Source organism: Citrobacter sp. CK188 (assembly GCF_030333525.1).
GTDB lineage: Bacteria > Pseudomonadota > Gammaproteobacteria > Enterobacterales > Enterobacteriaceae > Citrobacter_B > Citrobacter_B koseri.
The window spans coordinates 210,287-235,624 of the sequence record NZ_JAOWFU010000001.1; the positions used below are offsets into that span (position 1 = coordinate 210,287).

The window sequence follows — 25,338 nt, forward strand, 5'->3', positions numbered from 1 at the left end:
TTACTCCTCACGTAACAAATCGACGTAGCGACGAGTCACCGCCGTCAAGTCTTGCCCTTCCAGTGGGAACTCAATACCGCGCGGTACATCAACAGGCAGCGCGTTCAGCAGCGCCAGCCAGCGGGGGTCGGCGTCATCCGGCGCAACGGCGCGGAAACTGTCGTGATGGGGCGTGGCGGCTTTAACGTGGATATAGCCGACGGCGGGCGCCAGGTAACGTGCGGCGTCTTCCGGCGAGTCGCCTACCCACAGCCAGTTCCCCATATCAAACGTCAGTCTGATGGGCAGGTTCTGTACCTGACAGGCGGCATTGAAGCGTTGCATCGGGCGCAATTTCCCGCAGGCGGTTTGATCATTTTCCACCACCAGCGCCATGCCGCTGCTCTCCAGCCAGTCACGCAGGGTGTCGAGCTGATCCTGGCGTTCAAAATGACCCAGCGACACTTTCAGCCACAGCGCTTGCAGCGTACGGGCTTCCTGTAACAGGTCGGGAAGGTGGGGGTTGAGGCTGCCATCCTCCAGGAACAGCGGTTCCGGCGCGGAATAGCAGGCCAGCAGGCCGAAAATGTCAATGGCGGCCGCCAGCAGCGGGAGCGCGTTAAGCTCGGCGTCAGTGAACATTTCACGGCGAATCTCGACGCCATCCGCCCCCGCTCCGGCAATGATGGGCAGCATCGCGGTTTGCCCGCCTGCGGCACGCACCTGGTCGTAGCCATAGGCGGCGGTGACCACCATAATTTTTCTTTGCATGGGAACTCCAAATCTATCGCTCTTGCTATTACGCTAGATGGAACCGGTTCCAAAGAAAAGTGCAGTGTGTCGAAATTATGATCACCATCACGAAGGAAAATTAGCGGGCGGTGGAGCCGCGAACGATCAGCTCGCCGGAGAAAACCTGCTCGTGAATCGCGTCGCTGCCCCCTTCAATGCGGCGTACAACCTGCTCGACAGCGGCAAAACCAATTTGCCAGGTCGGCTGTTTCAGCGTGGTGATGCCGACGCCTGCCAGCTCTGCCCATTCCAGTTCGTCAAAACCGAGCAGGCCGATGTCGCTGCCCCAGTTAAGACCAATGCGTTTGAGCGAACGGGCGACCTGCAATGTGAGCGCGCCGTTAGCGGAGATCACGGCTTTGCGCATCCCCCGGTGCTGCTGGTGAAACTGGCGCAGGGTGTTATCCAGTTGCGTATTTTCCGCCAGCGGCACCTCGGCGTTTTCCGCCACCACGCCAGGGTAACGCGCCAGCGTCGCACGAAATGCGTTCAGGCGCTCGCGGCGGGTATTGACCATACCGAGCGGTTCGCTGAGAAACAGGATCGCCTCGAACCCTTGCTCAATGAGATGTTCGGTGGCGGTTGTTGCCGCCTGGGTGTTATCCAGACCCACGACATCGCAGGCGAAATCAGGGATTTTACGGTCAATCAGAACCATCGGCAGCGCCGACTGTTGCAGGCGGTTCAGCCCCTCCTCGCGCATCCCGACGGCGTTCACCACGATGCCTTCCACCTGGTAGCTGCGCAGCAGATCCAGATAGTGCAGTTCCTGATCCACCTCATTGTTGGTGTTACAGACCAGGGGAGTGAACCCTTTCTCGCGGCAGGCGGCTTCAATGCCGCTCAACACGTTAACGGAATAGGGGTTGGTAATATCGGCGATGATCAGGCCAATCAGGCGGGTACGACCGCGTTTCAGGCCTCTGGCCATCAGGCTTGGGCGATAGTCGAGTTCGGCAATGGCTTTTTCAATGCGCGCCAGCAGGGCATCGGACAGCAAATGCTTCTCACCGTTGAGGTAGCGTGAAATGCTGGTTTTTCCGGTTTTAGCGGCTTTCGCCACATCGCTGATGGTTGCCCGTGTTGATTTGCTCATCGCTGATTTCCCTGAATTTGGTGACAACACCTTAACGCGAAAATCAACGATGGCAAGCGCTTCATGCCGGATAAGAATGTAGGCCGGATAAGGCGAAGCCGCCACCCGGCACAACGATTACTGCAACGGACTTAAGGTGATTTCCACGCGGCGGTTTTGCGCTTTACCTTCGGCGGTGCTGTTGCTGGCGATCGGGTTCGCCGGGCCCATGCCGCTGGTGCGGATGCGGTTGGCGGCAACGCCCTGGGTGAGCAGCGCGCTGGCCACGGAGTCCGCGCGCTGCTGCGACAGACGCATGTTCAGATCCTGCCCGCCGGTACTGTCGGTGTAGCCCACTACGTTAACGGCGGTTTTGTTGTACTCTTTCAGCACCATCGCCACGCCGGTCAGCGTGTTGGCGCCTGCCGGTTTCAGGGTTGCGCTGCTGCTGTCGAAGGTGACGTTATTCGGCATATTCAGGATGATGTTATCGCCACTTCGCGTCACGCTCACGCCCGTTCCCTGCATTTTGTCACGCAGTTTCGCTTCCTGTACGTCCATGTAATAGCCAACGCCGCCGCCCAGCGCCGCGCCTGCCGCTGCGCCAATCAGCGCGCCTTTGCCGCGATCTTTCTTGGAAGAGGAGAGTGCGCCGACGCCTGCGCCGACCAGAGAACCAATGCCCGCGCCAATGCCGGATTTACCCGCTTCGCGCTCGCCGGTGTAAGGGTTTGTTGTGCAGCCAGATACTGCCAGGGCGCCGCTCACGATAGCAGCAATGACCAAAACACGTTTTTTCATCTTAGTTCCTTAATGACTTTTTTATTTTTTCGCCACAGCGACGGTGGCGGTTGATTATGACGTGCGAACATGAAGAAAATTCCAGGGAAGACTCTTAAATTTGTAAGTAACATTGAGCGGCATAATAAATAAGCCGTCACACCTGCATCGCATTCAGGAGCGCATTTTGATCAACGCACCATCGCACTATTCGGTATTAACCGCCGCCCACTGGGGACCTGTCCGGGTCGACACTGACGGCGAGACGATTCTCGCGTCTCGCGGGGCGCTGCCCACTTCGCATCTCAATTCCCTGCAAACCGTCGTGCGCGACCAGGTTCACAGCCCTACCCGGGTGCGTTTCCCGATGGTGCGTAAAGGATTTCTCGCCTCGCCAGAGAAGCCACAGGGCGTGCGCGGTCAGGATGAATTTGTGCGGGTGAGTTGGGATGAGGCGCTGGATCTGATCCATACCCAACACAAACGTATTCGTGAAACATATGGGCCGTCCTCGATTTTTGCCGGTTCTTATGGCTGGCGCTCGAATGGCGTGCTGCATAAAGCTTCCACCCTGTTGCAGCGTTATATGGCGCTGGCGGGCGGGTATACCGGGCATCTGGGGGATTACTCCACGGGGGCGGCGCAGGCCATCATGCCGTATGTGGTGGGCGGAAACGAAGTCTACCAGCAGCAGACCAGCTGGCCGGTTGTGCTGGAACACAGTGACGTGGTGGTGCTATGGAGCGCCAACCCTTTGAATACGCTAAAAATTGCCTGGAATGCGTCGGATGAGCAGGGCATTGCTTACTTTGCCGCGCTGCGCAACAGCGGGAAACGACTGATCTGCATCGATCCAATGCGATCGGAAAGCGCGGCGTTCTTTGGCGATAAGATGGAGTGGATCGCCCCGCATATGGGGACTGACGTGGCGCTGATGCTGGGGATTGCGCATACGCTGGTGAAAAACGGCTGGCATGATGACGCGTTTCTGGCGCGCTGCACGACCGGTTACGAGACATTCGCCGACTATCTGCTGGGCGTGAGCGACGGCGTGGCGAAAACGGCGGAATGGGCCGCAGATATTTGCGGCATATCCGCCGCTAAAATTCACGAACTGGCGGAACTCTTCCATAAAAACACCACTATGTTGATGTCTGGCTGGGGGATGCAGCGTCAGCAGTTCGGCGAGCAAAAACACTGGATGCTGGTAACGCTTGCCGCCATGTTAGGGCAAATTGGCACGCCCGGCGGCGGTTTTGGCCTCTCGTACCATTTCGCCAACGGGGGAAACCCGACGCGCCGCGCCGCCGTACTGGCTTCAATGCAGGGCAGTCTGCCAGGCGGCACCGATGCGGTAGACAAAATTCCGGTGGCGCGCATTGTCGAGGCGCTGGAGAATCCCGGCGCGCCCTATCAGCACAACGGTATGAACCGCCATTTCCCGGATATCCGCTTCGTCTGGTGGGCCGGTGGCGCGAACTTTACGCATCATCAGGATACCAACCGTCTGATTCGCGCCTGGCAAAAGCCGGAACTGGTGGTGATCTCCGAATGTTTCTGGACCGCTGCGGCGAAACATGCCGATATCGTGTTACCTGCCACGACCTCTTATGAACGTAACGATTTAACCATGACCGGCGACTACAGCAACCAGCATCTGGTGCCGATGAAGCAGGTTGTGCCGCCGCGTGATGAGGCCCGTAATGACTTTGACGTGTTTGCCGAACTGAGCGAGCGCTGGGAAACGGGCGGTCATGCGCGCTTTACCGAAGGGAAAAGCGAACTTGAGTGGCTGGAAACCTTCTACAACATCGCCGGGCAACGCGGCGCCAGCCAGCAGGTGACGCTGCCGCCGTTTGCACAGTTCTGGGAAGCCAACGATCTGATTGAAATGCCGGAGAATGCGGCCAACGCGCAGTTTATCCGCTTTGCGGATTTCCGCCGCGACCCCGACGCGCATCCACTGAAAACGGACAGCGGCAAGATAGAGATCTACTCCCGACGAATTGCGGACTACGGCTATGCGGACTGCCCAGGACACCCAATGTGGCTGGAGCCGGACGAATGGCACGGCAATGCCGAACCCGGTCAGCTACAGGTGCTGTCCGCCCATCCGGCGCATCGTCTGCACAGCCAGCTTAACTACAGCCAGCTTCGTGAACAGTATGCGGTGGCGGGGCGCGAACCGGTTACTCTGCATCCGCAGGATGCGCAGACGCGGGGCATTGCCGACGGCGACACGGTGCGGGTCTGGAATCACCGAGGACAAATTCTGGCGGGCGCGGTGGTGACGGAGGGCATTAGACCCGGCGTTATCTGCATTCATGAAGGGGCATGGCCGGATTTAGAGGTGTCGGCTGGCGGCATCTGTAAAAATGGCGCGGTAAACGTGTTGACCAAAGATCTCCCCAGCTCGCGACTGGGGAACGGCTGTGCGGGCAACACCGCGCTGGCGTGGATTGAAAAGTATACCGGCCCTTCGCTGACGCTTACGGCGTTTAATCCGCCTGCCAGCCCATAATCCATGTCGGATGCTGTGTATCTTCCTGCCATGCGCTGTCTTCGATACGAAAACCCAGCGCATGGTAGAAATTCACCGCCGACTGATTTTTCTGGTAAACCTCCAGGCTGAGCGCGGTAAAGCGCTGCTGAACATGCTGCACCAGCGCCTTGCCAATCCCGCGGCGGATCGCGTCCGGCGTGACAAACAGCGCGCCCAAAAAGCGCGCTTCCATCACGCTGGCAAAGCCTTTCAGTAAACCTGCTTCTTCCCACACCCAGGTCTGCGCGGCGGGCAGGTACACGTCACGCACTATCGGTTCGCTTTCGCGCCAGTAGCGCGCTTCGATAAACGGGTGGGCATAGATCGTGCTTTCCATCCAGAGCGTCAAAATTGACGCCATATCGTCAGTCTGGGATTCGCGAATCATGCTGACCTCCAGGATGGCAGAAACAGCCCGTGATATGGTCGTTGACCAGCCCGCACGCCTGCATAAAGGAGTAGCAAATGGTGGTGCCGACGAACTTGAAGCCGCGTTTTTTCAGCGCTTTTGCCAGCGCATCCGACGCGGGGGTTGAGGTGGGGATCTCGCTCAGGCTGGCGGCTCGCGTTACCTGCGGCTGGTTTTCGACAAAAGACCAGACGAATTCAGCAAACGGTTCACCATTTTGCTCCATCGCGAGATACGCCCTGGCATTGCCGATGATGGCCTGAATTTTCCCCCGATGGCGAATAATGCCCGCATCCTGCAACAGACGCTCAACGTCGTCTTCCTGCATCGCCGCGACGCGGACGGGATCAAAGTGGTGGAAGTTTGCGCGATAGTTTTCCCGTTTCTTCAGCACGGTGATCCAGGAAAGCCCCGCCTGCTGGCCTTCAAGGCAGATCATCTCGAACAGCTTTTTGCCGTCGGTTTCGGGAATGCCCCACTCCTTGTCGTGATAGGCGATGTATAGTGGGTCCTGACTGACCCATCCGCAACGCTGCATACTCTTCCTCGCTGTTTTGACTACCGCAAAAATTTCATTCGGCCCGCCTTGACGCGCCAGCTAAAAAGACAATATTTAATACAGGGCTAATAAGCCCTGGAACCGCCAAACAATGACAATAATATCGCCGAATTCGGCTCTTCTCTGGAGTCGCGTTGATGATTATAAAAAAATGCAGTGGTCGCCAGGTGTGGTGCTGCCTGGCGAGCGTTATCGTCTGTGCAATTTTCACTAACACAGCATATGCCTGGCAACAAGAATATATCGCTGATGCCGTATCGGGTCATACGACAGAACGCTATACATGGGACAGCGATCACCAACCAAGTTACAACGATATTCTGGCGGAGCGGATTCGGTCCAGCCAGAATGCGCCTGGCCCTGTGCTGAGCCTGGCCGATCAAACGCCACTGGATGCGACCAGCGGCATGAGCATGGGCTGGAATTTTCCGCTTGCCGGGCGCGTGACGACCGGGCCGGTCGCCAGCCTGCATTACGACGGCTCAACCACCTCGATGTTTAATGAATTTGGCGACAGCGTGACGGCGCAGGCGCTGACCGACCCTCTGTGGCATGCCAGCGTCAGTACGTTGGGCTGGCGGGTGAATTCGCAGTTTGGCGAGATCCGTCCCTGGGCGCAAATCAGCTATAACCAGCAATACGGCGAGAACATCTGGAAAGCGCAGTCGGGGCTGAGTCGAATGACGGCAGCGGATCAGAATGGCAACTGGCTGGATGTGACGGTGGGGGCGGATATGCTACTGAACCCGCATATCGCGGCGTATGCGGCGCTCTCTCAGGCAGATAACAGCGCAAGTAATAGCGACTATCTGTACACCCTGGGCGTTAGCGCCAGATTTTAACGAGAATACGCACGTAATAAAAACAAGTTTTTTACAATTAAGTCTCTTTAATAACAAGACGTACAGCGATAGTAGGTACTAACTGACATTAAAAAAATCACGCCACGCAGTCTTTGTCTCGTCATTCATTCCGCAATCCAGGCATTTCATTCCGCTCTGATGGCATTTCATGCCGTTTTTCCCCTGCATAAAAAGCACTTCGTTATTGTTGTCGGCAGTGAATTTCTCCTTTGTTTATGCAGGAAGACTGCCATGAAAACTTCTGATTATCAGCGTACCCGTTGGCTGACGCTTATCGGCACCATCATCACACAATTTGCGTTAGGTTCTGTTTACACCTGGAGCCTGTTTAATGGCGCGCTCTCTGCGAAACTGGATGAACCCGTCAGCCAGGTGGCCTTTTCATTTGGCTTGTTGAGCCTGGGACTGGCGATCTCCTCTTCCGTGGCGGGTAAATTACAGGAACGTTTCGGCGTAAAACGCGTCACGATGGCGTCAGGTGTTTTACTGGGCATCGGCTTCTTTTTAACGGCGCATTCCAACAACCTTATGATGCTGTGGCTGAGCGCCGGGGTGCTGGTTGGCCTGGCGGACGGGGCGGGATACCTGTTAACGCTGTCTAACTGCGTAAAATGGTTCCCGGAACGTAAAGGGCTGATTTCCGCCTTCGCGATTGGTTCTTATGGCCTCGGTAGCCTCGGCTTCAAATTCATCGACAGCCAGCTGCTGGCGGCGGTCGGTCTGGAAAAGACATTTATGATCTGGGGCGCGATTGTGCTGGTGATGATTGTCTTTGGTTCAACGCTGATGAAAGACGCGCCGAATCAGGATGTTAAAGCGGTAAACGGGGTGGTGGAAAACGACTTCACCCTGGCGCAGTCCATGCGTAAACCGCAGTACTGGATGCTGGCGGTGATGTTCCTGACGGCCTGCATGAGCGGTCTGTATGTCATCGGCGTGGCGAAAGACATTGCTCAGGGGCTGGCGCATATGGATGTTGCTTCGGCGGCCAACGCGGTCACGGTGATTTCCATCGCTAACCTGTCAGGCCGCCTGGTGCTGGGCATTCTGTCTGACAAAATCGCCCGTATCCGCGTGATTACCCTCGGTCAGGTTGTCTCGCTGGTCGGGATGGCAGCGTTACTGTTCGCGCCGCTGAATGATGTGACGTTCTTTGCCGCGATTGCCTGCGTCGCCTTTAACTTCGGCGGTACGATCACGGTATTCCCGTCGCTGGTGAGCGAGTTCTTCGGCCTGAACAACCTGGCGAAAAACTACGGCGTGATTTACCTGGGCTTTGGGATTGGCAGTATTTGCGGGTCGATTATCGCCTCGCTGTTCGGTGGGTTCTACGTCACCTTCTGCGTTATTTTCGCTCTGCTGATCCTCTCTCTGGCGCTCTCGACCACGATTCGCCAGCCTCAGCGCCGCGTCTTTAAAGAGGCTCACGCCTGATTTTATTCATCATTTAACCACTTCCCGGCCTGGATATTTTTGTAAATATCCGGGCCGCTTGCTTATTCTTCCGACACTTTTACGCTTCCCTGTGGTCTACATACCCGCGCGTGTAGACTGTCTGACATCTGCTGTTACCGCATTTATCCACCTGCCCGGTCTGGAATGGCCTTTTGCGGGTGGTTTTTATCCCGATTTCCAGGGTTTGCTTGCATGAAATACATTAAATCGATGACGCAGCAGAAGCTGAGCTTCTTGCTTGCGCTCTATATCGGCCTGTTTATGAATTGCGCAGTGTTTTACCGCCGGTTCGGCAGCTATGCGCAGGAATTTACCGTCTGGAAAGGCCTCTCGGCAGTGGTTGAACTTGGGGCCACGGTTCTCGCCACGTTCTTCTTACTCCGTCTGCTTTCCCTGTTTGGTCGCCGCGTCTGGCGGGTTCTGGCTACGCTGGTGGTGCTCTTCTCCGCGAGCGCCAGCTATTACATGACCCTCCTGAACGTGGTGATCGGCTACGGCATTATTGCCTCCGTGATGACCACGGATATCGATTTATCGAAAGAGGTCGTCGGCTGGCACTTCATTTTGTGGCTGGTGGCGGTGAGCATTCTGCCGCTGGTCTTTATCTGGAGTAACCGCTGTCGTTACACCCTGCTGCGGCAGTTACGCACGCCGGGCCAGCGCGTTCGCAGCGTGGCGGCGGTGGTTCTGGCTGGGGTGATGGTGTGGGCGCCGATTCGTCTGCTCGACGTTCAGCAAAAGAGTGTTGAACGAACAACGGGTATCGATTTGCCGAGCTATGGCGGCGTGGTGGCGAACTCTTATTTACCGTCGAACTGGCTATCGGCTTTAGGGCTGTACGCCTGGGCGCAGGTGGATGAGTCGTCGGATAATAACTCGCTGATGAACCCGGCGAAGAAGTTTACCTATGTTGCGCCAGAAGGCATTGATGACACGTATGTTGTGTTTATCATCGGCGAAACCACGCGTTGGGATCATATGGGCATCTTCGGCTACGAGCGGAACACGACGCCGAAGCTGGCGCAGGAAAAAAATCTCGCGGCGTTCCGGGGTGAGTCGTGTGATACCGCGACCAAACTTTCGCTGCGCTGTATGTTTGTGCGCGAGGGTGGCGCGTCGGAGAATCCACAGCGTACGCTGAAAGAGCAAAACATTTTTGCGGTGCTGAAGCAGTTAGGGTTTAGCGCCGATCTGTATGCGATGCAGAGCGAAATGTGGTTCTACAGCAATACGATGGCGGATAACATTGCCTACCGCGAGCAAATCGGCGCAGAGCCGCGCAACCGGGGTAAGACGGTTGATGATATGTTGCTGGTGGATGAAATGCAGCGTTCGTTAGCGCAAACCCCTGACGGGAAACACCTGATCGTAATGCATACCAAAGGGTCGCATTATAACTATACGCAGCGGTATCCCCGCAGTTTTGCGCAGTGGACGCCGGAGTGTGTCGGCGTTGACGATGGCTGCACAAAAGCGGAGATGATCAACTCTTACGATAACTCGGTGAGCTATGTTGATCACTTTATTACCCGCGTGTTCGATCAGCTGCGCGATAAGAAAGCCATTGTGTTTTACGCCGCCGATCACGGCGAGTCGATCAATGAGCGCGAGCATTTGCACGGCACGCCGCGCAAGATGGCGCCGCCAGAACAGTTCCGGGTGCCAATGCTGGTGTGGATGTCGGATAAGTATCTGGAGAACCCGCAGCATGCGCAGATGCTTGCGCGCCTGCAACAGGCGGCGGCGATGAAAACGCCGCGCCGTCATGTGGAGCTGTATGACACGGTGATGGGATGTCTCGGCTACACCTCGCCAGATGGCGGAATTAACAAAAACAACGACTGGTGCCATATTCCGGCTGAACAGAATGCAGCGGTGCAGTAAGCGGTCTGCTGACTTTCTCGCCGATTGAATGGCATTTTCAAACTAAGGGATTGACGGGCGCGCACCTGAGCAGTAAGATGCGCCCCGCATTCGGTGATTGGCGCAGCCTGGTAGCGCACTTCGTTCGGGACGAAGGGGTCGGAGGTTCGAATCCTCTATCACCGACCAATTCAGAAAAGCCAGCCTACGGGCTGGCTTTTTGCTGCCTGGAATTCAGCATTGTAGGCCTGATAAGCGAAGCGCCATCAGGCAGGATCGGTCGCCCACTTTCGGTAACGCCGGATGGCGGCGCAGGCGCCTTATCCGGCCTACGGCTCAGCATTGTAGGCCTGATAAGCGCAGCGCCATCAGGCAGGATTGGTAGCCCACTTTCGGCAATGCCGGATGGCGGCGCAGGCGCCTTATCCGGCCTACGGCTCAGCATTGTAGGCCTGCGCCATCAGGCAGGATCGGTCGCTCATTTTCGGTAACGCCGGATGGCGGCGCAAGCGCCTTATCCGGCCTACGGCGATTTCGCCATTGGCAAAAAATGTGCATCACTTCTCACTGTTTGTTCACGTTTTTGTGACATATTCCATTGTCTTTTTTTATCTTTGCTTAAATTTTTTTTTGCGTTACTTATGGCTGAGCCCAGCATTTTCCGCTGTGCGTTTTAGCGTTCGTGATATTAATCGCTCAGATATGCAGCATTTCGTCAGAAATTTTTCACAATCTGCACAAACGTTAATCACCAAATGTTGCGAAATATGAAGCGATTAATTCTGGTGTTAACGGAGTAGCACAAATTTCCCTGCTGAAAATAGTCGTTTGAAGTTTTTTTAATCTTTGTTTGTGAATTCTCACCGTTGTTGTAAATCATGGTTGCCTGTATTGACGTTTTCACATTCTGTTGACAGATTGTAGGGCATGAGGGGCATTTCATGGAGAATCCGCACTGCAACTCAGGCGCTTATGTGAACGGAATCCCCATCCTCTTAACGCCGACCCGGCCGGGTAAAAAACAAAAAAGGCCAGGCGGTGCAAACCCACTGCAAAGGGTAAAACAACAACATCACATTTGGAGCAGAAGAATGAGTATTTCCTTGAAGAAGTCAGGGATGCTGAAGCTTGGTCTGAGCCTGGTGGCCATGACCGTCGCAGCAAGTGTACAGGCTAAAACTCTGGTTTATTGTTCAGAAGGTTCTCCAGAAGGCTTCAACCCGCAGCTGTTTACCTCCGGCACCACCTATGACGCCAGCTCAGTACCTATCTATAACCGTCTGGTGGAATTTAAAATCGGTACAACCGAAGTTATTCCAGGCCTCGCTGAAAAGTGGGATGTCAGCGAAGACGGCAAAACCTACACCTTCCACCTGCGTCAGGGCGTGAAGTGGCAGGACAGCAAAGACTTTAAACCGACGCGCGATTTCAACGCCGATGACGTGGTGTTCTCGTTCGATCGTCAGAAAAATGCTGAAAACCCGTACCACAAAGTGTCTGGCGGCAGCTATGAATACTTCGAAGGGATGGGTCTGCCAGACCTGATAAGCGAAGTGAAGAAAGTGGACGATAGCACCGTTCAGTTCGTGCTGACCCGTCCAGAAGCGCCGTTCCTCGCTGACCTGGCGATGGACTTCGCCTCCATCCTCTCTAAAGAATATGCTGACAACATGCTGAAAGCCGGTACTCCGGAGAAAGTGGATCTGAACCCAATCGGTACGGGGCCGTTCCAGCTGTTGCAGTACCAGAAAGACTCCCGCATTCTGTATAAAGCGTTTGATGGTTTCTGGGGCACCAAGCCGCAGATCGACCGTCTGGTGTTCTCCATTACGCCTGACGCGTCCGTGCGTTACGCCAAGCTACAGAAAAATGAGTGCCAGGTGATGCCGTACCCGAACCCGGCGGACATCGCGCGCATGAAGCAGGACAAAAACATCAACCTGATGGAGCAGGCGGGTCTGAACGTCGGCTACCTCTCTTTCAACACCGAGAAGAAACCGTTTGATGACGTGAAAGTCCGTCAGGCGCTGACCTACGCGGTGAACAAAGAGGCGATCATTAAAGCGGTTTATCAGGGCGCGGGCGTTGAAGCCAAGAATCTGATTCCGCCGACCATGTGGGGCTATAACGACGACGTTAAAGACTACAACTACGATCCAGAAAAAGCCAAAGCGCTGCTGAAAGAAGCGGGCCAGGATAAAGGCTTCACCGTTGAACTGTGGGCGATGCCGGTACAGCGTCCGTACAACCCGAACGCTCGCCGTATGGCTGAGATGATTCAGGCTGACTGGGCGAAGATTGGCGTACAGGCCAAGATTGTCACCTACGAGTGGGGTGAATACCTCAAGCGTGCGAAGTCAGGCGAACATCAGGCGGTGATGATGGGCTGGACCGGTGATAACGGGGACCCGGATAACTTCTTCGCGACCCTGTTTAGCTGCGCTGCGGCGAAAGACGGTTCTAACTACTCTCGCTGGTGCTACAAGCCGTTTGAAGACTTGATTCAACCGGCGCGCGCCACTGACGATCACAACAAGCGTGTTGAACTCTACAAACAGGCTCAGGTGGTGATGCATGACCAGGCGCCTGCGCTGATCATCGCTCACTCCACCGTGTACGAACCTGTGCGTAAAGAAGTCAAAGGCTATGTGGTTGATCCTCTGGGCAAACACCACTTCGAAAACGTCTCTGTCGAATAATTAAAAGCCAGGGGTGCCTGAGCACCCCATGCCCGGCGGCGCTGCGTTTGCACGAACCTACGATCGTAGGCCGGGTAAGCGCATCGCCACCCGGCGTAATGCTTTACCCCACGGCGGTGTATGCCGTGGGATAAGATTTGTGAGCAATACAGACGCACTGTCACCAGGCGGCGCGTCATTAGAGAGAATCCGGGTTATGTTGCAGTTCATCCTCCGACGTTTGGGACTCGTCATCCCCACGTTTATCGGTATCACCCTTCTCACCTTTGCCTTCGTCCATATGATCCCGGGCGATCCGGTCATGATCATGGCAGGTGAGCGTGGTATCTCTCCTGAGCGTCATGCTCAACTGCTGGCTGAACTCGGTCTGGATAAACCGATGTGGCAGCAGTACCTCCATTACATCTGGGGGGTGATGCATGGCGATTTGGGCATCTCGCTGAAAAGCCGTTTGCCGGTGTGGGACGAGTTCGTGCCTCGCTTTAAAGCGACGCTGGAACTTGGCGTCTGCGCCATGATTTTCGCCACCGCAGTAGGGATTCCGGTCGGCGTGCTGGCCGCCGTGAAGCGCGGTTCCATTTTCGATCATACCGCTGTTGGCCTGGCGCTGACCGGTTACTCTATGCCTATCTTCTGGTGGGGCATGATGCTGATCATGCTGGTATCGGTGCAATGGAACCTGACGCCGGTTTCCGGGCGCGTCAGCGATATGGTGTTCCTTGATGACTCCAATCCGTTAACCGGCTTTATGCTGATTGACACGGCTATCTGGGGCGAAGAGGGCAACTTTATTGATGCTGTCGCGCACATGATCCTGCCTGCGATGGTGCTCGGTACGATACCGCTGGCGGTTATCGTGCGTATGACCCGCTCCTCCATGCTGGAAGTGCTGGGTGAAGATTATATCCGTACCGCGCGCGCCAAAGGTCTCACAAGGATGCGCGTCATCATCGTACACGCGCTGCGTAACGCGATGCTGCCGGTCGTGACCGTGATCGGTTTGCAGGTAGGGACGCTGCTGGCAGGGGCGATCCTGACCGAAACCATCTTCTCGTGGCCTGGCCTTGGCCGTTGGCTGATTGATGCGCTGCAACGACGCGATTATCCGGTTGTACAGGGCGGGGTGTTACTGGTAGCGACGATGATTATTCTCGTCAACCTGCTGGTCGACCTGCTGTACGGCGTGGTGAACCCGCGTATTCGTCATAAGAAGTAAGGGGCCATCATGTCACAGGTTACTGAAAATAAAGTTATCTCTGCACCGGTGCCGATGACCCCGTTGCAGGAGTTCTGGCACTATTTTAAACGCAACAAGGGTGCGGTTGTCGGTCTGGCGTATGTCGTCATCATGATCCTGATTGCGGTGTTCGCGAACGTCATCGCGCCGTATAACCCGGCAGATCAGTTCCGCGATGTGCTGCTGGCGCCGCCTGCGTGGCAGGAAGGCGGCAGTATCGCGCACCTGCTGGGAACGGATGATGTCGGTCGCGATGTGCTGTCGCGCCTGATGTATGGCGCACGTCTGTCGCTGCTGGTGGGCTGCCTGGTGGTGGTGCTGTCGCTGGTGATGGGGATTGTGCTCGGCCTGGTCGCGGGTTACTTCGGCGGCATTGTTGATAACATCATCATGCGCGTCGTCGATATCATGCTGGCGCTGCCAAGCCTGCTGCTGGCGCTGGTGCTGGTGGCGATCTTTGGCCCCTCTATCGGTAACGCCGCGCTGGCGCTGACCTTCGTGGCGCTCCCGCACTACGTGCGTCTGACCCGCGCCGCCGTGCTGGTGGAGGTGAACCGCGATTACGTTACCGCTTCCCGCGTGGCGGGCGCAGGCGCGATGCGCCAGATGTTCGTCAATATCTTCCCGAACTGCCTTGCGCCGCTGATCGTTCAGGCGTCGCTCGGTTTCTCTAACGCCATTCTCGATATGGCCGCCCTGGGCTTCCTCGGCATGGGTGCGCAGCCGCCGACACCGGAGTGGGGCACCATGCTCTCCGACGTGTTGCAGTTCGCACAAAGTGCCTGGTGGGTCGTGACCTTCCCGGGTCTGGCGATCCTGCTGACGGTGCTGGCATTTAACCTGATGGGTGACGGTCTGCGTGACGCGCTCGATCCCAAACTGAAGCAGTAAGAGGTTCGAGATGGCGTTATTAAACGTAGATAAATTATCGGTGCACTTCGGTGACGAAGGTACGCCGTTTCGCGCGGTAGACCGCGTAAGCTACAGCGTAAATCAGGGCGAAGTCGTTGGTATTGTCGGCGAGTCCGGCTCCGGTAAATCGGTTAGCTCGCTGGCGATTATGGGGCTGATTGACTTCCCGGGCCGCGTGATGGCGGAAAAACTGGAATTCAACGGCCAGGACTTGCAGCGCATCTCTGAGAAAGAGCGCCGCAACCTGGTGGGCGCGGAAGTGGCGATGATCTTCCAGGACCCGATGACCAGCCTGAACCCGTGCTACACCGTAGGTTTCCAGATTATGGAAGCGATTAAGGTGCATCAGGGCGGCAACAGGAAAACCCGTCGGCAGCGGGCGATTGACCTGCTGACTCAGGTGGGGATTCCCGATCCGGCGTCGCGTCTGGATGTCTATCCGCACCAGTTGTCCGGTGGGATGAGCCAGCGCGTGATGATTGCCATGGCGATTGCCTGTCGTCCGAAACTGCTGATTGCCGATGAACCGACCACTGCGCTGGACGTGACCATCCAGGCGCAAATCATCGAACTGCTGCTGGAATTGCAGCAAAAAGAAAATATGGCGCTGGTGCTGATTACTCACGATCTGGCGCTGGTGGCGGAAGCCGCGCATAAAATCATCGTAATGTATGCCGGACAGGTGGTAGAGACAGGGGCGGCGCACGATATCTTCCGCGCGCCGCGTCATCCGTATACGCAGGCGTTGCTGCGCGCACTGCCGGAATTCGCGCAGGATAAAGCGCGCCTGGCGTCGCTGCCGGGCGTGGTGCCGGGAAAATATGACCGCCCGAACGGTTGTCTGTTGAACCCGCGCTGCCCGTATGCCACGGATAAGTGCCGTAGCGAAGAGCCGGATCTGAATCTGCTCGGCGACGGCCGCCAGTCCAAATGCCACTATCCACTCGATGATGCCGGGAGGCCCACACTATGAGTACGCACGAGGCCACCTTGCAACAGCCGCTGTTGCAGGCTATCGACCTGAAAAAACACTACCCGGTGAAGAAGGGGCTGTTTGCGCCCGAGCGCCTGGTAAAAGCGCTGGATGGCGTATCGTTCACCCTTGAGCGCGGTAAAACGCTGGCGGTCGTGGGCGAGTCCGGCTGCGGGAAATCCACGCTGGGCCGCCTGCTGACGATGATTGAAACGCCGACCGGCGGAGAACTGTATTATCAGGGGCAGGATCTGCTCAGGCACGATCCGCAGGCGCAAAAACTGCGTCGGCAGAAAATCCAGATTGTGTTCCAGAACCCGTATGGTTCGCTGAACCCGCGTAAGAAAGTGGGGCAGATTCTGGAAGAGCCGCTGCTGATCAACACCTCGCTCAGCAAAGAGCAGCGTCGTGAAAAAGCGCTGGCGATGATGGCGAAAGTCGGCCTTAAAACCGAGCATTACGATCGCTACCCGCACATGTTTTCCGGCGGCCAGCGTCAACGTATTGCTATCGCCCGCGGTCTGATGCTTGACCCGGACGTGGTGATCGCCGATGAACCGGTCTCCGCGCTGGACGTTTCCGTGCGCGCGCAGGTGTTGAACCTGATGATGGATTTGCAGCAGGAGCTGGGGCTGTCTTACGTCTTTATCTCGCACGACCTGTCGGTGGTCGAACACATTGCCGATGAGGTGATGGTGATGTATCTCGGCCGCTGCGTGGAGAAAGGGACGAAGGAGCAGATCTTTACCAACCCGCGCCATCCGTATACGCAGGCGCTGCTCTCCGCGACGCCGCGTTTGAACCCGGATGACCGCCGCGAGCGCATCAAGCTGACCGGCGAGCTGCCAAGCCCGCTGAATCCGCCGCCGGGCTGCGCCTTCAACGCCCGTTGCCGTCGTCGCTTTGGCCCCTGCACCCAGTTGCAGCCGCAGCTTAAAGATTACGGCGGTCAACTGGTGGCCTGTTTCGCCGTCGATCAGGATGAGAACCGACAGCAATAACTGTTGGTTATTGCCTCATAACCGGAGCCTTGTGCTCCGGTTTTTTTATATTCCTTTTTTGGCTCCACAATGTGAGTCCATCGGCAGAACATTATCCCATAGCGACTAGAATGTAAGCAGATTTCTGATTGCCACAGAAATATCTGGAGCCAACGTGGTCACGATACGCTGGGATATTAAAACAATCGATCGTCTGTCTATGGTTGAGGATGTCCTCAAGGAGTTTTCCTGCCGCGATATTAATATTATCTCCATGAAGGTCACGCCGGGTCGGATTCTGATTAAATCCTGGTGCCGCCATTTGCAGGATATTTCCAGCGTCCAGACCTGCCTCAATCAACATGCCGACATTATTAATGTCGCTTATCTCTCAGAGAATCTTTCTGAACTGGCCACGCCCGAACTGACGCGACCGCGCTATTTCTCCGACATTATCTGTAGCAGCCAGAGTATGCAGGTGCTGATTGAAAAAGCGCTAAAAATCGCTGACAGCAAATATACCGTCCTGATCCGTGGTGAGACCGGCACGGGTAAAGAGTTGCTGGCGCGCGCCATTCATAATTCCGGGCAGCGGCGCTTTTATCCATTTATCCCCGTCAACTGCTCAACGCTGCCTGAGGCATTGATGGAGAGCGAACTTTTTGGTTATGAAAAAGGGGCGTTCAGCGGTGCGGACGGCAGAGGGAAAAAAGGGTTGTTTGAAATGGCGGATAAGGGAACGCTGTTTCTTGATGAATTTGGCGAAATGCCGCTGAATTTACAGGCCAAGCTGCTGCGGGTGCTTCAGGACGGCGGCATCCGCCGCGTCGGCGGGGCGCAGGTGATTCCGGTTAACGCGCGTATTATTGTCGCCACCAACGCGAACCTGGAAGAGATGGTCGAACAGCGCCTGCTGCGCGCCGATCTCTGGTATCGCATTAACGTACTGACACTCACGATTCCGCCGTTGCGCGAGCGCCCTTCGGATATCACTTTACTGATTCGCCATTTTGTACAGAAATATGCCAAAGAGTTTCAACGGCGGCTGATACTGGACAAAGCCTGTTTTGAGTCACTGCGTCACCACCACTGGCCGGGCAACGTTCGCGAACTGGAGAACACCATTATCCGTCTGATGCTGATGTCAGAAAGTGATGTCATCACCTGCGATGATTTGGGGCTTTCAACGGTGTCACAAGCGTTGCCGGGGCATCCCGACCGCCCCTTCAAAGAGCAGGTGCAACATGCTGAGCGGCAGCTGATTGAGCAGATGGTGGAAGAGAATGTCTCCTCCCGGCATATCGCAAAAGCGTTGGGGGTTTCGCACACGACGGTGCTGAATAAAATACGCAGCTACCAACTGGAAGGGGTAAGTTAAGCGCCGCCAGGAGCCGACGGCGCCCAGAACGCGTTATTCAATCAGCTTCAGGAGCGGCGACAGGCACAGCAAAATCCCATACAGCAGAATCAGCCAGGTTTTCAGGCCGCGCAGTTTTTCCAGTTGCGTGACTTTATAGATCAGGAAAAAAGGGATGATGCACGACACAATGCCGTACAGCGGGCTGCCCAACTGGAAGAACACCAGCACCGAGACGCGGAACGATACCCAAATGACCAGCGTGATAACGATAAAGGTACAGATGCCAAGCGTCAGTACCAGCGGATTGATCTTCTCCACGTCGATAACCCGGCTCAGCACGTTGAGAATGATGCCCTTAATCGCTTCATGAAAACCCAGGTAAATACCGAAGAAGGCGGTGAGAACCGCAAAGATATTCAGTACCGTTGAGGTGAAATGAATGATCTGTCCGGGAATGACCTGCGCAGCCAATGCCAGAGCGGAGATATTCTGCTCAAAGGCGGAAACGGCTTCTTCGTGGCTGATGGAGAAGGTAAACGAAAACGAGAAGAACAGGATCACGGCAATCAGCGTGATATAGCTGATGCGGTGGGTACGAATGGCCATGCGCGTCGCCAGCACTCTGTCGGCTTCTCGTTTGCGGTAGGCAATGTTCATTGGGTTCAGCACCTGAATAAACACCGCCGAGAAAAAACAGAAGGGGACGGTGAGCAGCACATCGCGGAAGAAGACCGACGCCTGCGGGAAGGCCGTAATATTGCTGAAGTTCCAGTGCGGAATCATCGCGAAACCGAAGATCAGGATGATGCCTACTTTCACCACCACCATAGGGCCGGAGATTTTAAACAGCAGCTTTTCTCCACCGGAGGCGATAGCGACCAGTACGGCGAAGATCGCCACTTTATAGAGGATGGACTGCGAGAGATCGGCATCGGTCAGACCGAAGGTTTTAATGTACGACGCGCTGTCGAAAACCACGGATAAAGAGTAGATAAAAATGCCGTGGATAATCATCAAAAAGTAGATTACGCCGAGGAAGACGCCCCAGTTTTTCCCCAGGTAATGACTGATAATATCGGTGTAGTCATTACAGGTTTCACTTTCTGATAACGTCTTTAAGTAAATATCCTGCACGATATAGGTTGCGGGGTAGGCGATAATAAACGCGGTGATAAAGACCCAAATTCCTTTTAGCCCAATCTGTACCGGCATTAGCACCGTTCCGGCGCCAATGGCCATGCCGATACATAACAGCACCCAGCCAAAATCGTATTTCGTAAACGGTAGTTTTCCTGAGAACGCTGCGGTGGTCGCTTTACTGTTGCTTAATTGTAATGTGTTGTCCTGCATAGAGCCCCCTGCCCAAAATACGCGTCACCCCGGGAAGGATGATGCGTATAGCCAGGCCGTTGTGCCTTGATTCTCAACAGCCGGAGCCGACGCAGGCCAGCTCCGACCGTAATGGTCAGAATGTCGCCTTTCTGATGGCGTGTTCAAGGTCGTTAATAATATCTTCTGGATCTTCAAGACCCACAGAAAGACGGATAAGCCCGTCGGTAATACCTGCTTTAAGCCGTTCCTCTGGCGCAACAGGCGAATGTGTCATAGACGCAGGGTGCTGAATGAGGGTTTCGGTATCACCGAGACTGACCGCGAGGAGGCACAATTCTACCGAATTGATCATGCGTCTGCCAGCCTCCAGGCCACCCGCGATTTCGAAGCTGATAATGCCGCCGGGCAGGCTCATCTGGCGTCTGCCAAGTTCATACTGCGGGTGCGAAGGAAGCCCCGGATACCAGACGTGGGTGATCTTCGGATGGCTTTCCAGGAAACGGGCGATTTTCAGCGCGTTCTCGCAGTGGCGCTCCATGCGAATCCCCAGCGTCTTCACGCCGCGCAGCGTCAGCCAGGCGTTAAAGGGGCTCATGCAGCCGCCGGTGATATCCTTCAGCCCGATAAACCGCGCCTGATCGATAAACTCCTGCTTGCCGACGATGACCCCGCCAATAACATCCCCGTGTCCGTTGATGTATTTCGTGACGCTGTGAACCACGATATCGGCTCCCTGGAGCAGGGGTTGCTGGCAGTACGGCGACATAAAGGTGTTATCCACAACCAACAGCACGCCCCGCTGATGGGCGATCCCGGCGACCGTTTCGATATCGACCAGGGAGAGCGTTGGGTTGGCGGGCGTTTCGATGTACACCACTTTGGTTTCCGGGCGGATGGCTTCGCGGATCTCATCCGGGTTGGCGGCATTAACGAAACTCACGTCAATACCGAACTTCGGTATGCTGTGCGACAAAAATGCGTGCGTGCAGCCATAAATCGCGCTGGCTGAGACAATGTGATCGCCCTGCTCACAGAGCGTCAGCAGCGTGGTGGTGATGGCGGAAATACCGGACGCGGTCGCCAGCGCCGCTTCGCCTCTTTCCAGTACCGCCAGCTTTTTCTCCAGCGCGTCCGTCGTGGGGTTGCCCAGGCGGGTGTAAATGTACCCGGACTCTTCGAGCGCAAAGCGGGCGGCCCCCTGTTCGGCGCTGTCGAAAACAAACGTCGACGTCTGGAAGATTGGCGTACTGAGCGCGCCAGTTGAAGGATCGGGTTGTTGCCCCGCGTGAACGATCTGGGTGTTGAATCCGTAAGTACGACAGTCAGACATGATATCTCCTTTGATTCGGAACAGAACAGCTCACACTCAAATAGCAATCGCTGTGCCAGAAAAGGAGTTTTTATATATCAAAGAGTTAGTGGGTTTCGTTTTTTACGGGTCGTCAGAAAAGTTGCCAGCTGGCAAGAATCTTTCCAGCGTGTTGCGGCGCTTGCGCGAGTTTTGCCGGATGGCGACGAAAGCGTCTTATCCGGCCTACAAATCGGCATAATTTCAGGAGATTGTGCCTGACCTGTAGGCCTGATAAGCGTAGCGCCATCAGGCCTTTTTCGTTTACTGCGGATAAGGCACCCAGTCGCCGCCGTTCAGACGCACATACGGTTTACCCTGATACTGGATAACCACCGCGTTGGCGTTTTCAGCGACCGGCGCGGTCTGCGGCAACCCACGGGTGAGCTGATCCCAGTTGACGTTGTCTTCGACAAACAATTTGCCGTCAAGGGCGCGCACCACCAGTTCGGAAATCGCCAGGTAGCTGCTCGGCTGGTCAATCTCAATCGATGCGCCCTGATGAGGCGTTTTCATACCGAAGAATTTCACCGCTGCCGGTACGTTGGTGATAGACGGGCTGGGGATGTCGCGTAGCCCGGAAACCTGCATTCTGTCGCCTTTGAGCGCGCCGCCGTGTTCCGGGACCATCACCACCATCACTTTACGGCCCGATTTCTCCAGCTCGGTAAAGAAGGCGTCCAGCTCATCGAACAGCTTTTGCGCGCGAATTTTGTAATCCGCCGTTTTGCTGACGCCAGGGAAGTGGTTCCCGTCGTGCAGCGGCAGCGTGTTATAGAACGTTGCGCTACGCGAGTTCTGATCTTTCTCGGTGGTTTCCAGCCAGCGGTTGAGCACGGCGGTGTCGTCATAAACCGGAGAACCGTCAAAGCCCAGCAGCGTGACGGGCAGCCCTTTTTGATCCATCAGCTCCGTCTGCATACCGCCATTCTCACGCACTTCTTTCAGGAAGCCGCCGAATTCGCCGTTATGACCCATCATCAAATGCTGCGTGAAGCCCAGCTTCGACAGGTTATCAAACAGGTAGCAGTCGTTGCCTGCCGGTTGATACAGATTCGTGTGCGACGACTGGCCGCAGCTGGCGCGCAGCAGGCGGATCGCCGCCGGGCCGCTGTAGGAGGTGGCGGAGTTAAAGTGCTTAAACAGAATATCGAAATGCAACCATAACGGATGTGACATCAGGCCTGCGGCTTCAACATCAGACCACGAGAGGGAACAGATGTTGATCACCAGCAGTTCAAACGGCTGCGCATCGGCCGGCAGCGCCGTCGGGAACGGCGTTTTTCGTTTTTCTTCCGCGTTATAGAAAGTGTTCAACCACGCGTTCAGATTGGCTGAGGTCGGAGGCGCGGTCTGCGCCGGGATATCGCCGACCACCGGGGTGTCTCCTGCCGTTGCGACCGTCGCCGCCGCAGAGCCGCCGGTGGTCGTCACCGTGTCGGTCGGCTGGCCGCCAGGCCACAGTGTAAAGACTGGCCCTGTCAGCGTCAGCACGTTCAGCCAGATCATAATGGCGACAACAAAAAGAGTGACCCGAATCCACTGCGATAAAAACAGCCAGGCGACGAGCAGCACAAACACGGCGCCGATCATTTGCCAGTTGATAAAGCGAGTCACCAGATCGAGCATATAGTCCGCGCTAAAACCCGCGACCTGCGAGCCCTGACTGATAATGCTTTGTGGGCCAGGCAGCCAGGTGTCATGCCAGAAAAGCGCAAAGCCGATTGGGATAGCGACCCAATGGCGCAGACGGTGCAGGCTGAGTTTGGGGACTGGCATTAACAAAAAGGCCATGAAGACCAGGTTCTGCAACGGATGGAAGTTGAGATATCCCGCCCAGAGCAGGCCAAACTTTACCAGAAAGTAGAAATTCCAGCCCGCAAGGCCGCGCCAGTATTGCCAGAGTGGTGAAGGCATGGATGAGGTTTGAGTATGCTGAGTCATTTTTTGTCTGCCTTGACGTTTGTTGCACGGCGCAAGGTTCCGGCGGGTTTTACATAACGGGGTCTGGCGAATAACAGTCGGGCTGTGTTACGGATGCGGCGAAGCGAATGGCGCGCCAGATAGCCCAGAGGAAAAAAGATCAGCGCGCAAAAGACGATGATCTGGATGATATCGTTGACGTTCATCATTGTGGGCGCTCCACGCTGTCATCCAGCAGTCGTAAGGGTTCGGGAATACGTCGCCAGACCCGCCCGTCATGCTCGGCATTGAGCACAGGGTTCGGCCCCTGAGTCAGCGGCAGCGGTGTGCCCCACAGTTCAGGCGACAGCAGGCGCATTTGCACGAGTTCAGCGCTGATTTGGTTATCTTCGAACCAGACCATGCGGTTGGAAAAGATATCGCCGGTCGGCAGCGGGAAGATATGGTTCAGCGCAGTGTCCAGATCGTTGACCCGACAGAATGATAAAAACAGCACCAGCCGGTTGCCGCCGATAGTCATGATATCGCCGGTACGGTTTGGGCGGCAGAGCGTCAGCGCCTGCTCGATGCGGATACCCGGCACCGGGCGCAATGCGACCATCACGCCTTTCCCGTCAGCGGGCAGCAGCGTGTTGCTCATCATGTTATGTACGGCTTCGCAGAAGACGTCCCATGTCTGGAAACCGCGCAGCTTCATGGGCTGCGTCATCGACAGGAGTGTGGCGATCTCTTCCGGGACGTAGCGGCTGAATTGCTGTCCCTGCACGCTTTCAATCAGCGTCAGGCAGCGGGAAAGCGGCGCATTCCACGGAATAACCATATTCGCGCCGCAGCCTAACAGCAGTCGCTCGTCGGTCGCTCGCAAACTGGCGAGATTTTCGCGGACGATAATTTTCAGCGCGCTTCCGCGCTGGCGGCGCAGCGTATGGATATTTCGCGCCATGGGTTCGATTTGGCTATTTTGCGTCAGGGAGAAGATGATCGTCGCCGCCTGCGCAGTTCGCGCCTCGTTGAACAAGGTTTCGTTATTATCAAAAAGCGCCCAGTGTTCCGACAGCGGCGGAGCGCCTTCAAGAACGGCGATATTGCTGAGGATGCGTTTTTCGTCGCTGCGCGGCTGAATGTTCGCCTCTTCCTTGTGGGCCAGCTCCCAGTGCGCATCTTTATGGCGCAGCGTCAGTTGTTGCCGGGCGCTGACCCCTTTTTCGCTGCACCAGAACGCGATGTCGAACAGATGCTGGTCGCCCTGAAAACGTAAGCTGGCAAGGCCGAAAAGCGAACGATACTCCCCCATCAACAGGGAGAACTGTTTGTCATTATTATTTCCAGGGTTAATAACCAGAAGCGAACAGTGATGGAACCGGGTCCATTTATTCATTTTTTCCAGCCACTGATGAAGGCGTTCCCCTGATATATTTTGCCAGGCGTTATTCGCGCAAAGAAGAATGAAAAAGTAATGTGTAGGATCAACAGAACAAAGCAAATCGCGGGGCAAAAAGTATAACCCCTTTTCAGAATCCGGCATTGAAAATAACTGGATTTTTTCCGGGCCGTGAGATTCATCTAATTTGATTAATTCACCCGGATCGCTGCCCATACAAATGACCGCGACTTTCGCGTTCCCTGCCTGCGAGGCAATCGTTTGATTCACCAGGCTGATGGCATCTTCATTGCGATCAGCGTCAACCCACCAGACACCGCCGGCAGGCATGTGGCGTAGTTCATCCCATAATGATGAGATGCCGATAGAAAATACGGGGTCCACAGCGTCCCTCTTGTCGCTATTTTATCTGTTTATCAGTTTACTAGCGAAAGCTCAGAAATAAACCTAACATTGAAATTAAAACACATCAGATTTAGCATATGAATCAATTCGGCGGGCAGGAAGCCTTGCGACCTCGGTCATGGTGTTTTCTTTACTCTTACAGTTTGCGTAACGGAAAGGCGAGAAATGAACGATCCCCTGCATTGAAGATTAACAGTGAAGAGGGGGGGATGCTGCCAGAAAAATTGTCTGAAGCATGGTGAGTATATTCAAAAGGGACACAATACAGAATGTATAACAACAACGAACCTGACTCTCAGTTTGATTCAGCATTGGGCTATACCTTTCAAAATGATTTTCTGGCGTTAAGTCAGGCTTTCTCCTTGCCCGAAATAGACTATACCGATATTTCCCAACGCGAACAGCTGGCTGCGGCGATTAAACGTTGGCCTTTATTGGCTGAATTTGCGCAACAACCATCATAAGGGAGTC

At 55.6% G+C, this 25,338-nt stretch carries 21 protein-coding genes and 1 tRNA gene; 12 read left to right on the forward strand and 10 right to left on the reverse strand.

The genetic code is table 11. The features are described 5' to 3' along the window. The 3 genes from OGV67_RS00995 to OGV67_RS01005 all read right to left on the reverse strand — a co-directional run bounded on the left by OGV67_RS00995 (position 1) and on the right by OGV67_RS01005 (position 2,647). On the reverse strand, positions 1 to 750 hold the full coding sequence (locus OGV67_RS00995) for a sugar phosphate isomerase/epimerase family protein (protein ID WP_047460363.1): 750 nt from the start codon (positions 748 to 750) through the stop codon (positions 1 to 3). A gap of 100 nt (positions 751 to 850) precedes the next feature. Beyond that, positions 851 to 1,867, reverse strand: a complete 1,017-nt coding sequence (locus tag OGV67_RS01000; protein WP_071259408.1) for a LacI family DNA-binding transcriptional regulator — start codon at positions 1,865 to 1,867, stop codon at positions 851 to 853. A gap of 117 nt (positions 1,868 to 1,984) precedes the next feature. After that, positions 1,985 to 2,647, reverse strand: coding sequence for an OmpA family lipoprotein (locus OGV67_RS01005; protein WP_115614321.1), 663 nt, complete (start codon positions 2,645 to 2,647; stop codon positions 1,985 to 1,987). 166 nt (positions 2,648 to 2,813) lie between these two features. Here OGV67_RS01005 and OGV67_RS01010 point away from each other — a divergent pair, with 166 nt between their 5' ends. After that, positions 2,814 to 5,147 carry a molybdopterin guanine dinucleotide-containing S/N-oxide reductase gene (locus OGV67_RS01010; protein WP_115614322.1) on the forward strand — a complete coding sequence of 778 codons (2,334 nt, stop codon included), beginning with the start codon at positions 2,814 to 2,816 and terminating at the stop codon, positions 5,145 to 5,147. Here OGV67_RS01010 and OGV67_RS01015 read toward each other — a convergent pair. Further along, on the reverse strand, positions 5,125 to 5,556 hold the full coding sequence (locus OGV67_RS01015; protein WP_115614323.1) for an N-acetyltransferase: 432 nt from the start codon (positions 5,554 to 5,556) through the stop codon (positions 5,125 to 5,127). The genes OGV67_RS01010 and OGV67_RS01015 overlap by 23 nt on opposite strands. Then, positions 5,534 to 6,115: a DNA-3-methyladenine glycosylase I gene (gene tag / locus OGV67_RS01020; protein WP_012135682.1), complete on the reverse strand. Its 582-nt coding sequence runs from the start codon at positions 6,113 to 6,115 to the stop codon at positions 5,534 to 5,536. Before tag ends, OGV67_RS01015 begins: the two co-directional genes overlap by 23 nt. Positions 6,116 to 6,273: 158 nt before the next feature. Between tag and OGV67_RS01025 the strand changes: the two genes are divergently transcribed. The 10 genes from OGV67_RS01025 (at position 6,274) to OGV67_RS01070 (ending at position 18,496) form a co-directional block, all read left to right on the forward strand. Further along, a complete protein-coding gene (locus tag OGV67_RS01025) occupies positions 6,274 to 6,978 on the forward strand; it encodes an autotransporter outer membrane beta-barrel domain-containing protein (RefSeq protein ID WP_115180995.1) in 705 nt (234 codons plus the stop codon). 252 nt (positions 6,979 to 7,230) lie between these two features. Continuing rightward, complete coding sequence (locus OGV67_RS01030; RefSeq protein WP_115614324.1) at positions 7,231 to 8,433, forward strand: L-lactate MFS transporter; 1,203 nt, start codon at positions 7,231 to 7,233, stop codon at positions 8,431 to 8,433. Between the two features lie 213 nt (positions 8,434 to 8,646). Next, on the forward strand, positions 8,647 to 10,338 hold the full coding sequence (gene eptB / locus OGV67_RS01035; protein WP_115614325.1) for a kdo(2)-lipid A phosphoethanolamine 7''-transferase: 1,692 nt from the start codon (positions 8,647 to 8,649) through the stop codon (positions 10,336 to 10,338). Between the two features lie 91 nt (positions 10,339 to 10,429). Further along, positions 10,430 to 10,506: transfer RNA gene (locus tag OGV67_RS01040), tRNA-Pro, on the forward strand. A gap of 902 nt (positions 10,507 to 11,408) precedes the next feature. Then, positions 11,409 to 13,016 (forward strand): dipeptide ABC transporter periplasmic-binding protein DppA, encoded by a 1,608-nt coding sequence (gene dppA, locus OGV67_RS01045; protein WP_012135678.1) that lies wholly within the window; start codon positions 11,409 to 11,411, stop codon positions 13,014 to 13,016. Between the two features lie 196 nt (positions 13,017 to 13,212). After that, positions 13,213 to 14,232 carry a dipeptide ABC transporter permease DppB gene (gene dppB / locus OGV67_RS01050; protein ID WP_012135677.1) on the forward strand — a complete coding sequence of 340 codons (1,020 nt, stop codon included), beginning with the start codon at positions 13,213 to 13,215 and terminating at the stop codon, positions 14,230 to 14,232. A 9-nt stretch (positions 14,233 to 14,241) separates the two neighbouring features. Beyond that, positions 14,242 to 15,144 (forward strand): dipeptide ABC transporter permease DppC, encoded by a 903-nt coding sequence (dppC, locus tag OGV67_RS01055; protein ID WP_012135676.1) that lies wholly within the window; start codon positions 14,242 to 14,244, stop codon positions 15,142 to 15,144. A 10-nt stretch (positions 15,145 to 15,154) separates the two neighbouring features. After that, positions 15,155 to 16,138 (forward strand): dipeptide ABC transporter ATP-binding protein, encoded by a 984-nt coding sequence (dppD, locus tag OGV67_RS01060; protein WP_012135675.1) that lies wholly within the window; start codon positions 15,155 to 15,157, stop codon positions 16,136 to 16,138. Beyond that, the gene (dppF, locus tag OGV67_RS01065; RefSeq protein WP_012135673.1) at positions 16,135 to 17,139 is read left to right on the forward strand and encodes a dipeptide ABC transporter ATP-binding subunit DppF; all 1,005 of its coding nucleotides are present in this window, start codon (positions 16,135 to 16,137) and stop codon (positions 17,137 to 17,139) included. Before dppD ends, dppF begins: the two co-directional genes overlap by 4 nt. A 154-nt stretch (positions 17,140 to 17,293) precedes the next feature. Continuing rightward, the gene (locus OGV67_RS01070; protein ID WP_058668255.1) at positions 17,294 to 18,496 is read left to right on the forward strand and encodes a sigma-54 interaction domain-containing protein; all 1,203 of its coding nucleotides are present in this window, start codon (positions 17,294 to 17,296) and stop codon (positions 18,494 to 18,496) included. Positions 18,497 to 18,529: 33 nt separating this feature from the next. Here OGV67_RS01070 and OGV67_RS01075 read toward each other — a convergent pair whose 3' ends face one another. From OGV67_RS01075 to bcsE, 5 genes are all read right to left on the reverse strand, one after another. Beyond that, on the reverse strand, positions 18,530 to 19,828 hold the full coding sequence (locus OGV67_RS01075; protein WP_012135671.1) for an aromatic amino acid transport family protein: 1,299 nt from the start codon (positions 19,826 to 19,828) through the stop codon (positions 18,530 to 18,532). Between the two features lie 115 nt (positions 19,829 to 19,943). Then, positions 19,944 to 21,140: a methionine gamma-lyase gene (gene megL, locus OGV67_RS01080; protein ID WP_012135669.1), complete on the reverse strand. Its 1,197-nt coding sequence runs from the start codon at positions 21,138 to 21,140 to the stop codon at positions 19,944 to 19,946. A 282-nt stretch (positions 21,141 to 21,422) separates the two neighbouring features. Then, positions 21,423 to 23,102: a cellulose biosynthesis protein BcsG gene (bcsG, locus tag OGV67_RS01085; protein ID WP_115614326.1), complete on the reverse strand. Its 1,680-nt coding sequence runs from the start codon at positions 23,100 to 23,102 to the stop codon at positions 21,423 to 21,425. Beyond that, positions 23,099 to 23,290, reverse strand: coding sequence for a cellulose biosynthesis protein BcsF (bcsF, locus tag OGV67_RS01090; protein ID WP_012135666.1), 192 nt, complete (start codon positions 23,288 to 23,290; stop codon positions 23,099 to 23,101). Before bcsF ends, bcsG begins: the two co-directional genes overlap by 4 nt. Beyond that, a complete protein-coding gene (gene bcsE / locus OGV67_RS01095; protein WP_049009737.1) occupies positions 23,287 to 24,846 on the reverse strand; it encodes a cellulose biosynthesis c-di-GMP-binding protein BcsE in 1,560 nt (519 codons plus the stop codon). Before bcsE ends, bcsF begins: the two co-directional genes overlap by 4 nt. 290 nt (positions 24,847 to 25,136) lie before the next feature. Between bcsE and bcsR the strand changes: the two genes are divergently transcribed. Continuing rightward, positions 25,137 to 25,331 carry a cellulose biosynthesis protein BcsR gene (gene bcsR / locus OGV67_RS01100; protein WP_012135663.1) on the forward strand — a complete coding sequence of 65 codons (195 nt, stop codon included), beginning with the start codon at positions 25,137 to 25,139 and terminating at the stop codon, positions 25,329 to 25,331. Positions 25,332 to 25,338: the final 7 nt, after the last annotated feature.

Coding starts and splice junctions, on each gene's coding strand:
- bcsF (WP_012135666.1), bottom strand. CDS start 23,290: ATGATGAACGTCAACGATATCATCCAGATCATCGTCTTTTGCGCGCTG.
- eptB (WP_115614325.1), top strand. CDS start 8,647: ATGAAATACATTAAATCGATGACGCAGCAGAAGCTGAGCTTCTTGCTT.
- OGV67_RS01075 (WP_012135671.1), bottom strand. CDS start 19,828: ATGCAGGACAACACATTACAATTAAGCAACAGTAAAGCGACCACCGCA.
- OGV67_RS01000 (WP_071259408.1), bottom strand. CDS start 1,867: ATGAGCAAATCAACACGGGCAACCATCAGCGATGTGGCGAAAGCCGCT.
- OGV67_RS01005 (WP_115614321.1), bottom strand. CDS start 2,647: ATGAAAAAACGTGTTTTGGTCATTGCTGCTATCGTGAGCGGCGCCCTG.
- dppC (WP_012135676.1), top strand. CDS start 14,242: ATGTCACAGGTTACTGAAAATAAAGTTATCTCTGCACCGGTGCCGATG.
- OGV67_RS01030 (WP_115614324.1), top strand. CDS start 7,231: ATGAAAACTTCTGATTATCAGCGTACCCGTTGGCTGACGCTTATCGGC.
- OGV67_RS01015 (WP_115614323.1), bottom strand. CDS start 5,556: ATGATTCGCGAATCCCAGACTGACGATATGGCGTCAATTTTGACGCTC.
- bcsR (WP_012135663.1), top strand. CDS start 25,137: ATGTATAACAACAACGAACCTGACTCTCAGTTTGATTCAGCATTGGGC.
- OGV67_RS00995 (WP_047460363.1), bottom strand. CDS start 750: ATGCAAAGAAAAATTATGGTGGTCACCGCCGCCTATGGCTACGACCAG.
- dppD (WP_012135675.1), top strand. CDS start 15,155: ATGGCGTTATTAAACGTAGATAAATTATCGGTGCACTTCGGTGACGAA.
- OGV67_RS01025 (WP_115180995.1), top strand. CDS start 6,274: ATGATTATAAAAAAATGCAGTGGTCGCCAGGTGTGGTGCTGCCTGGCG.
- dppF (WP_012135673.1), top strand. CDS start 16,135: ATGAGTACGCACGAGGCCACCTTGCAACAGCCGCTGTTGCAGGCTATC.
- dppB (WP_012135677.1), top strand. CDS start 13,213: ATGTTGCAGTTCATCCTCCGACGTTTGGGACTCGTCATCCCCACGTTT.
- tag (WP_012135682.1), bottom strand. CDS start 6,115: ATGCAGCGTTGCGGATGGGTCAGTCAGGACCCACTATACATCGCCTAT.
- bcsG (WP_115614326.1), bottom strand. CDS start 23,102: ATGACTCAGCATACTCAAACCTCATCCATGCCTTCACCACTCTGGCAA.
- megL (WP_012135669.1), bottom strand. CDS start 21,140: ATGTCTGACTGTCGTACTTACGGATTCAACACCCAGATCGTTCACGCG.
- dppA (WP_012135678.1), top strand. CDS start 11,409: ATGAGTATTTCCTTGAAGAAGTCAGGGATGCTGAAGCTTGGTCTGAGC.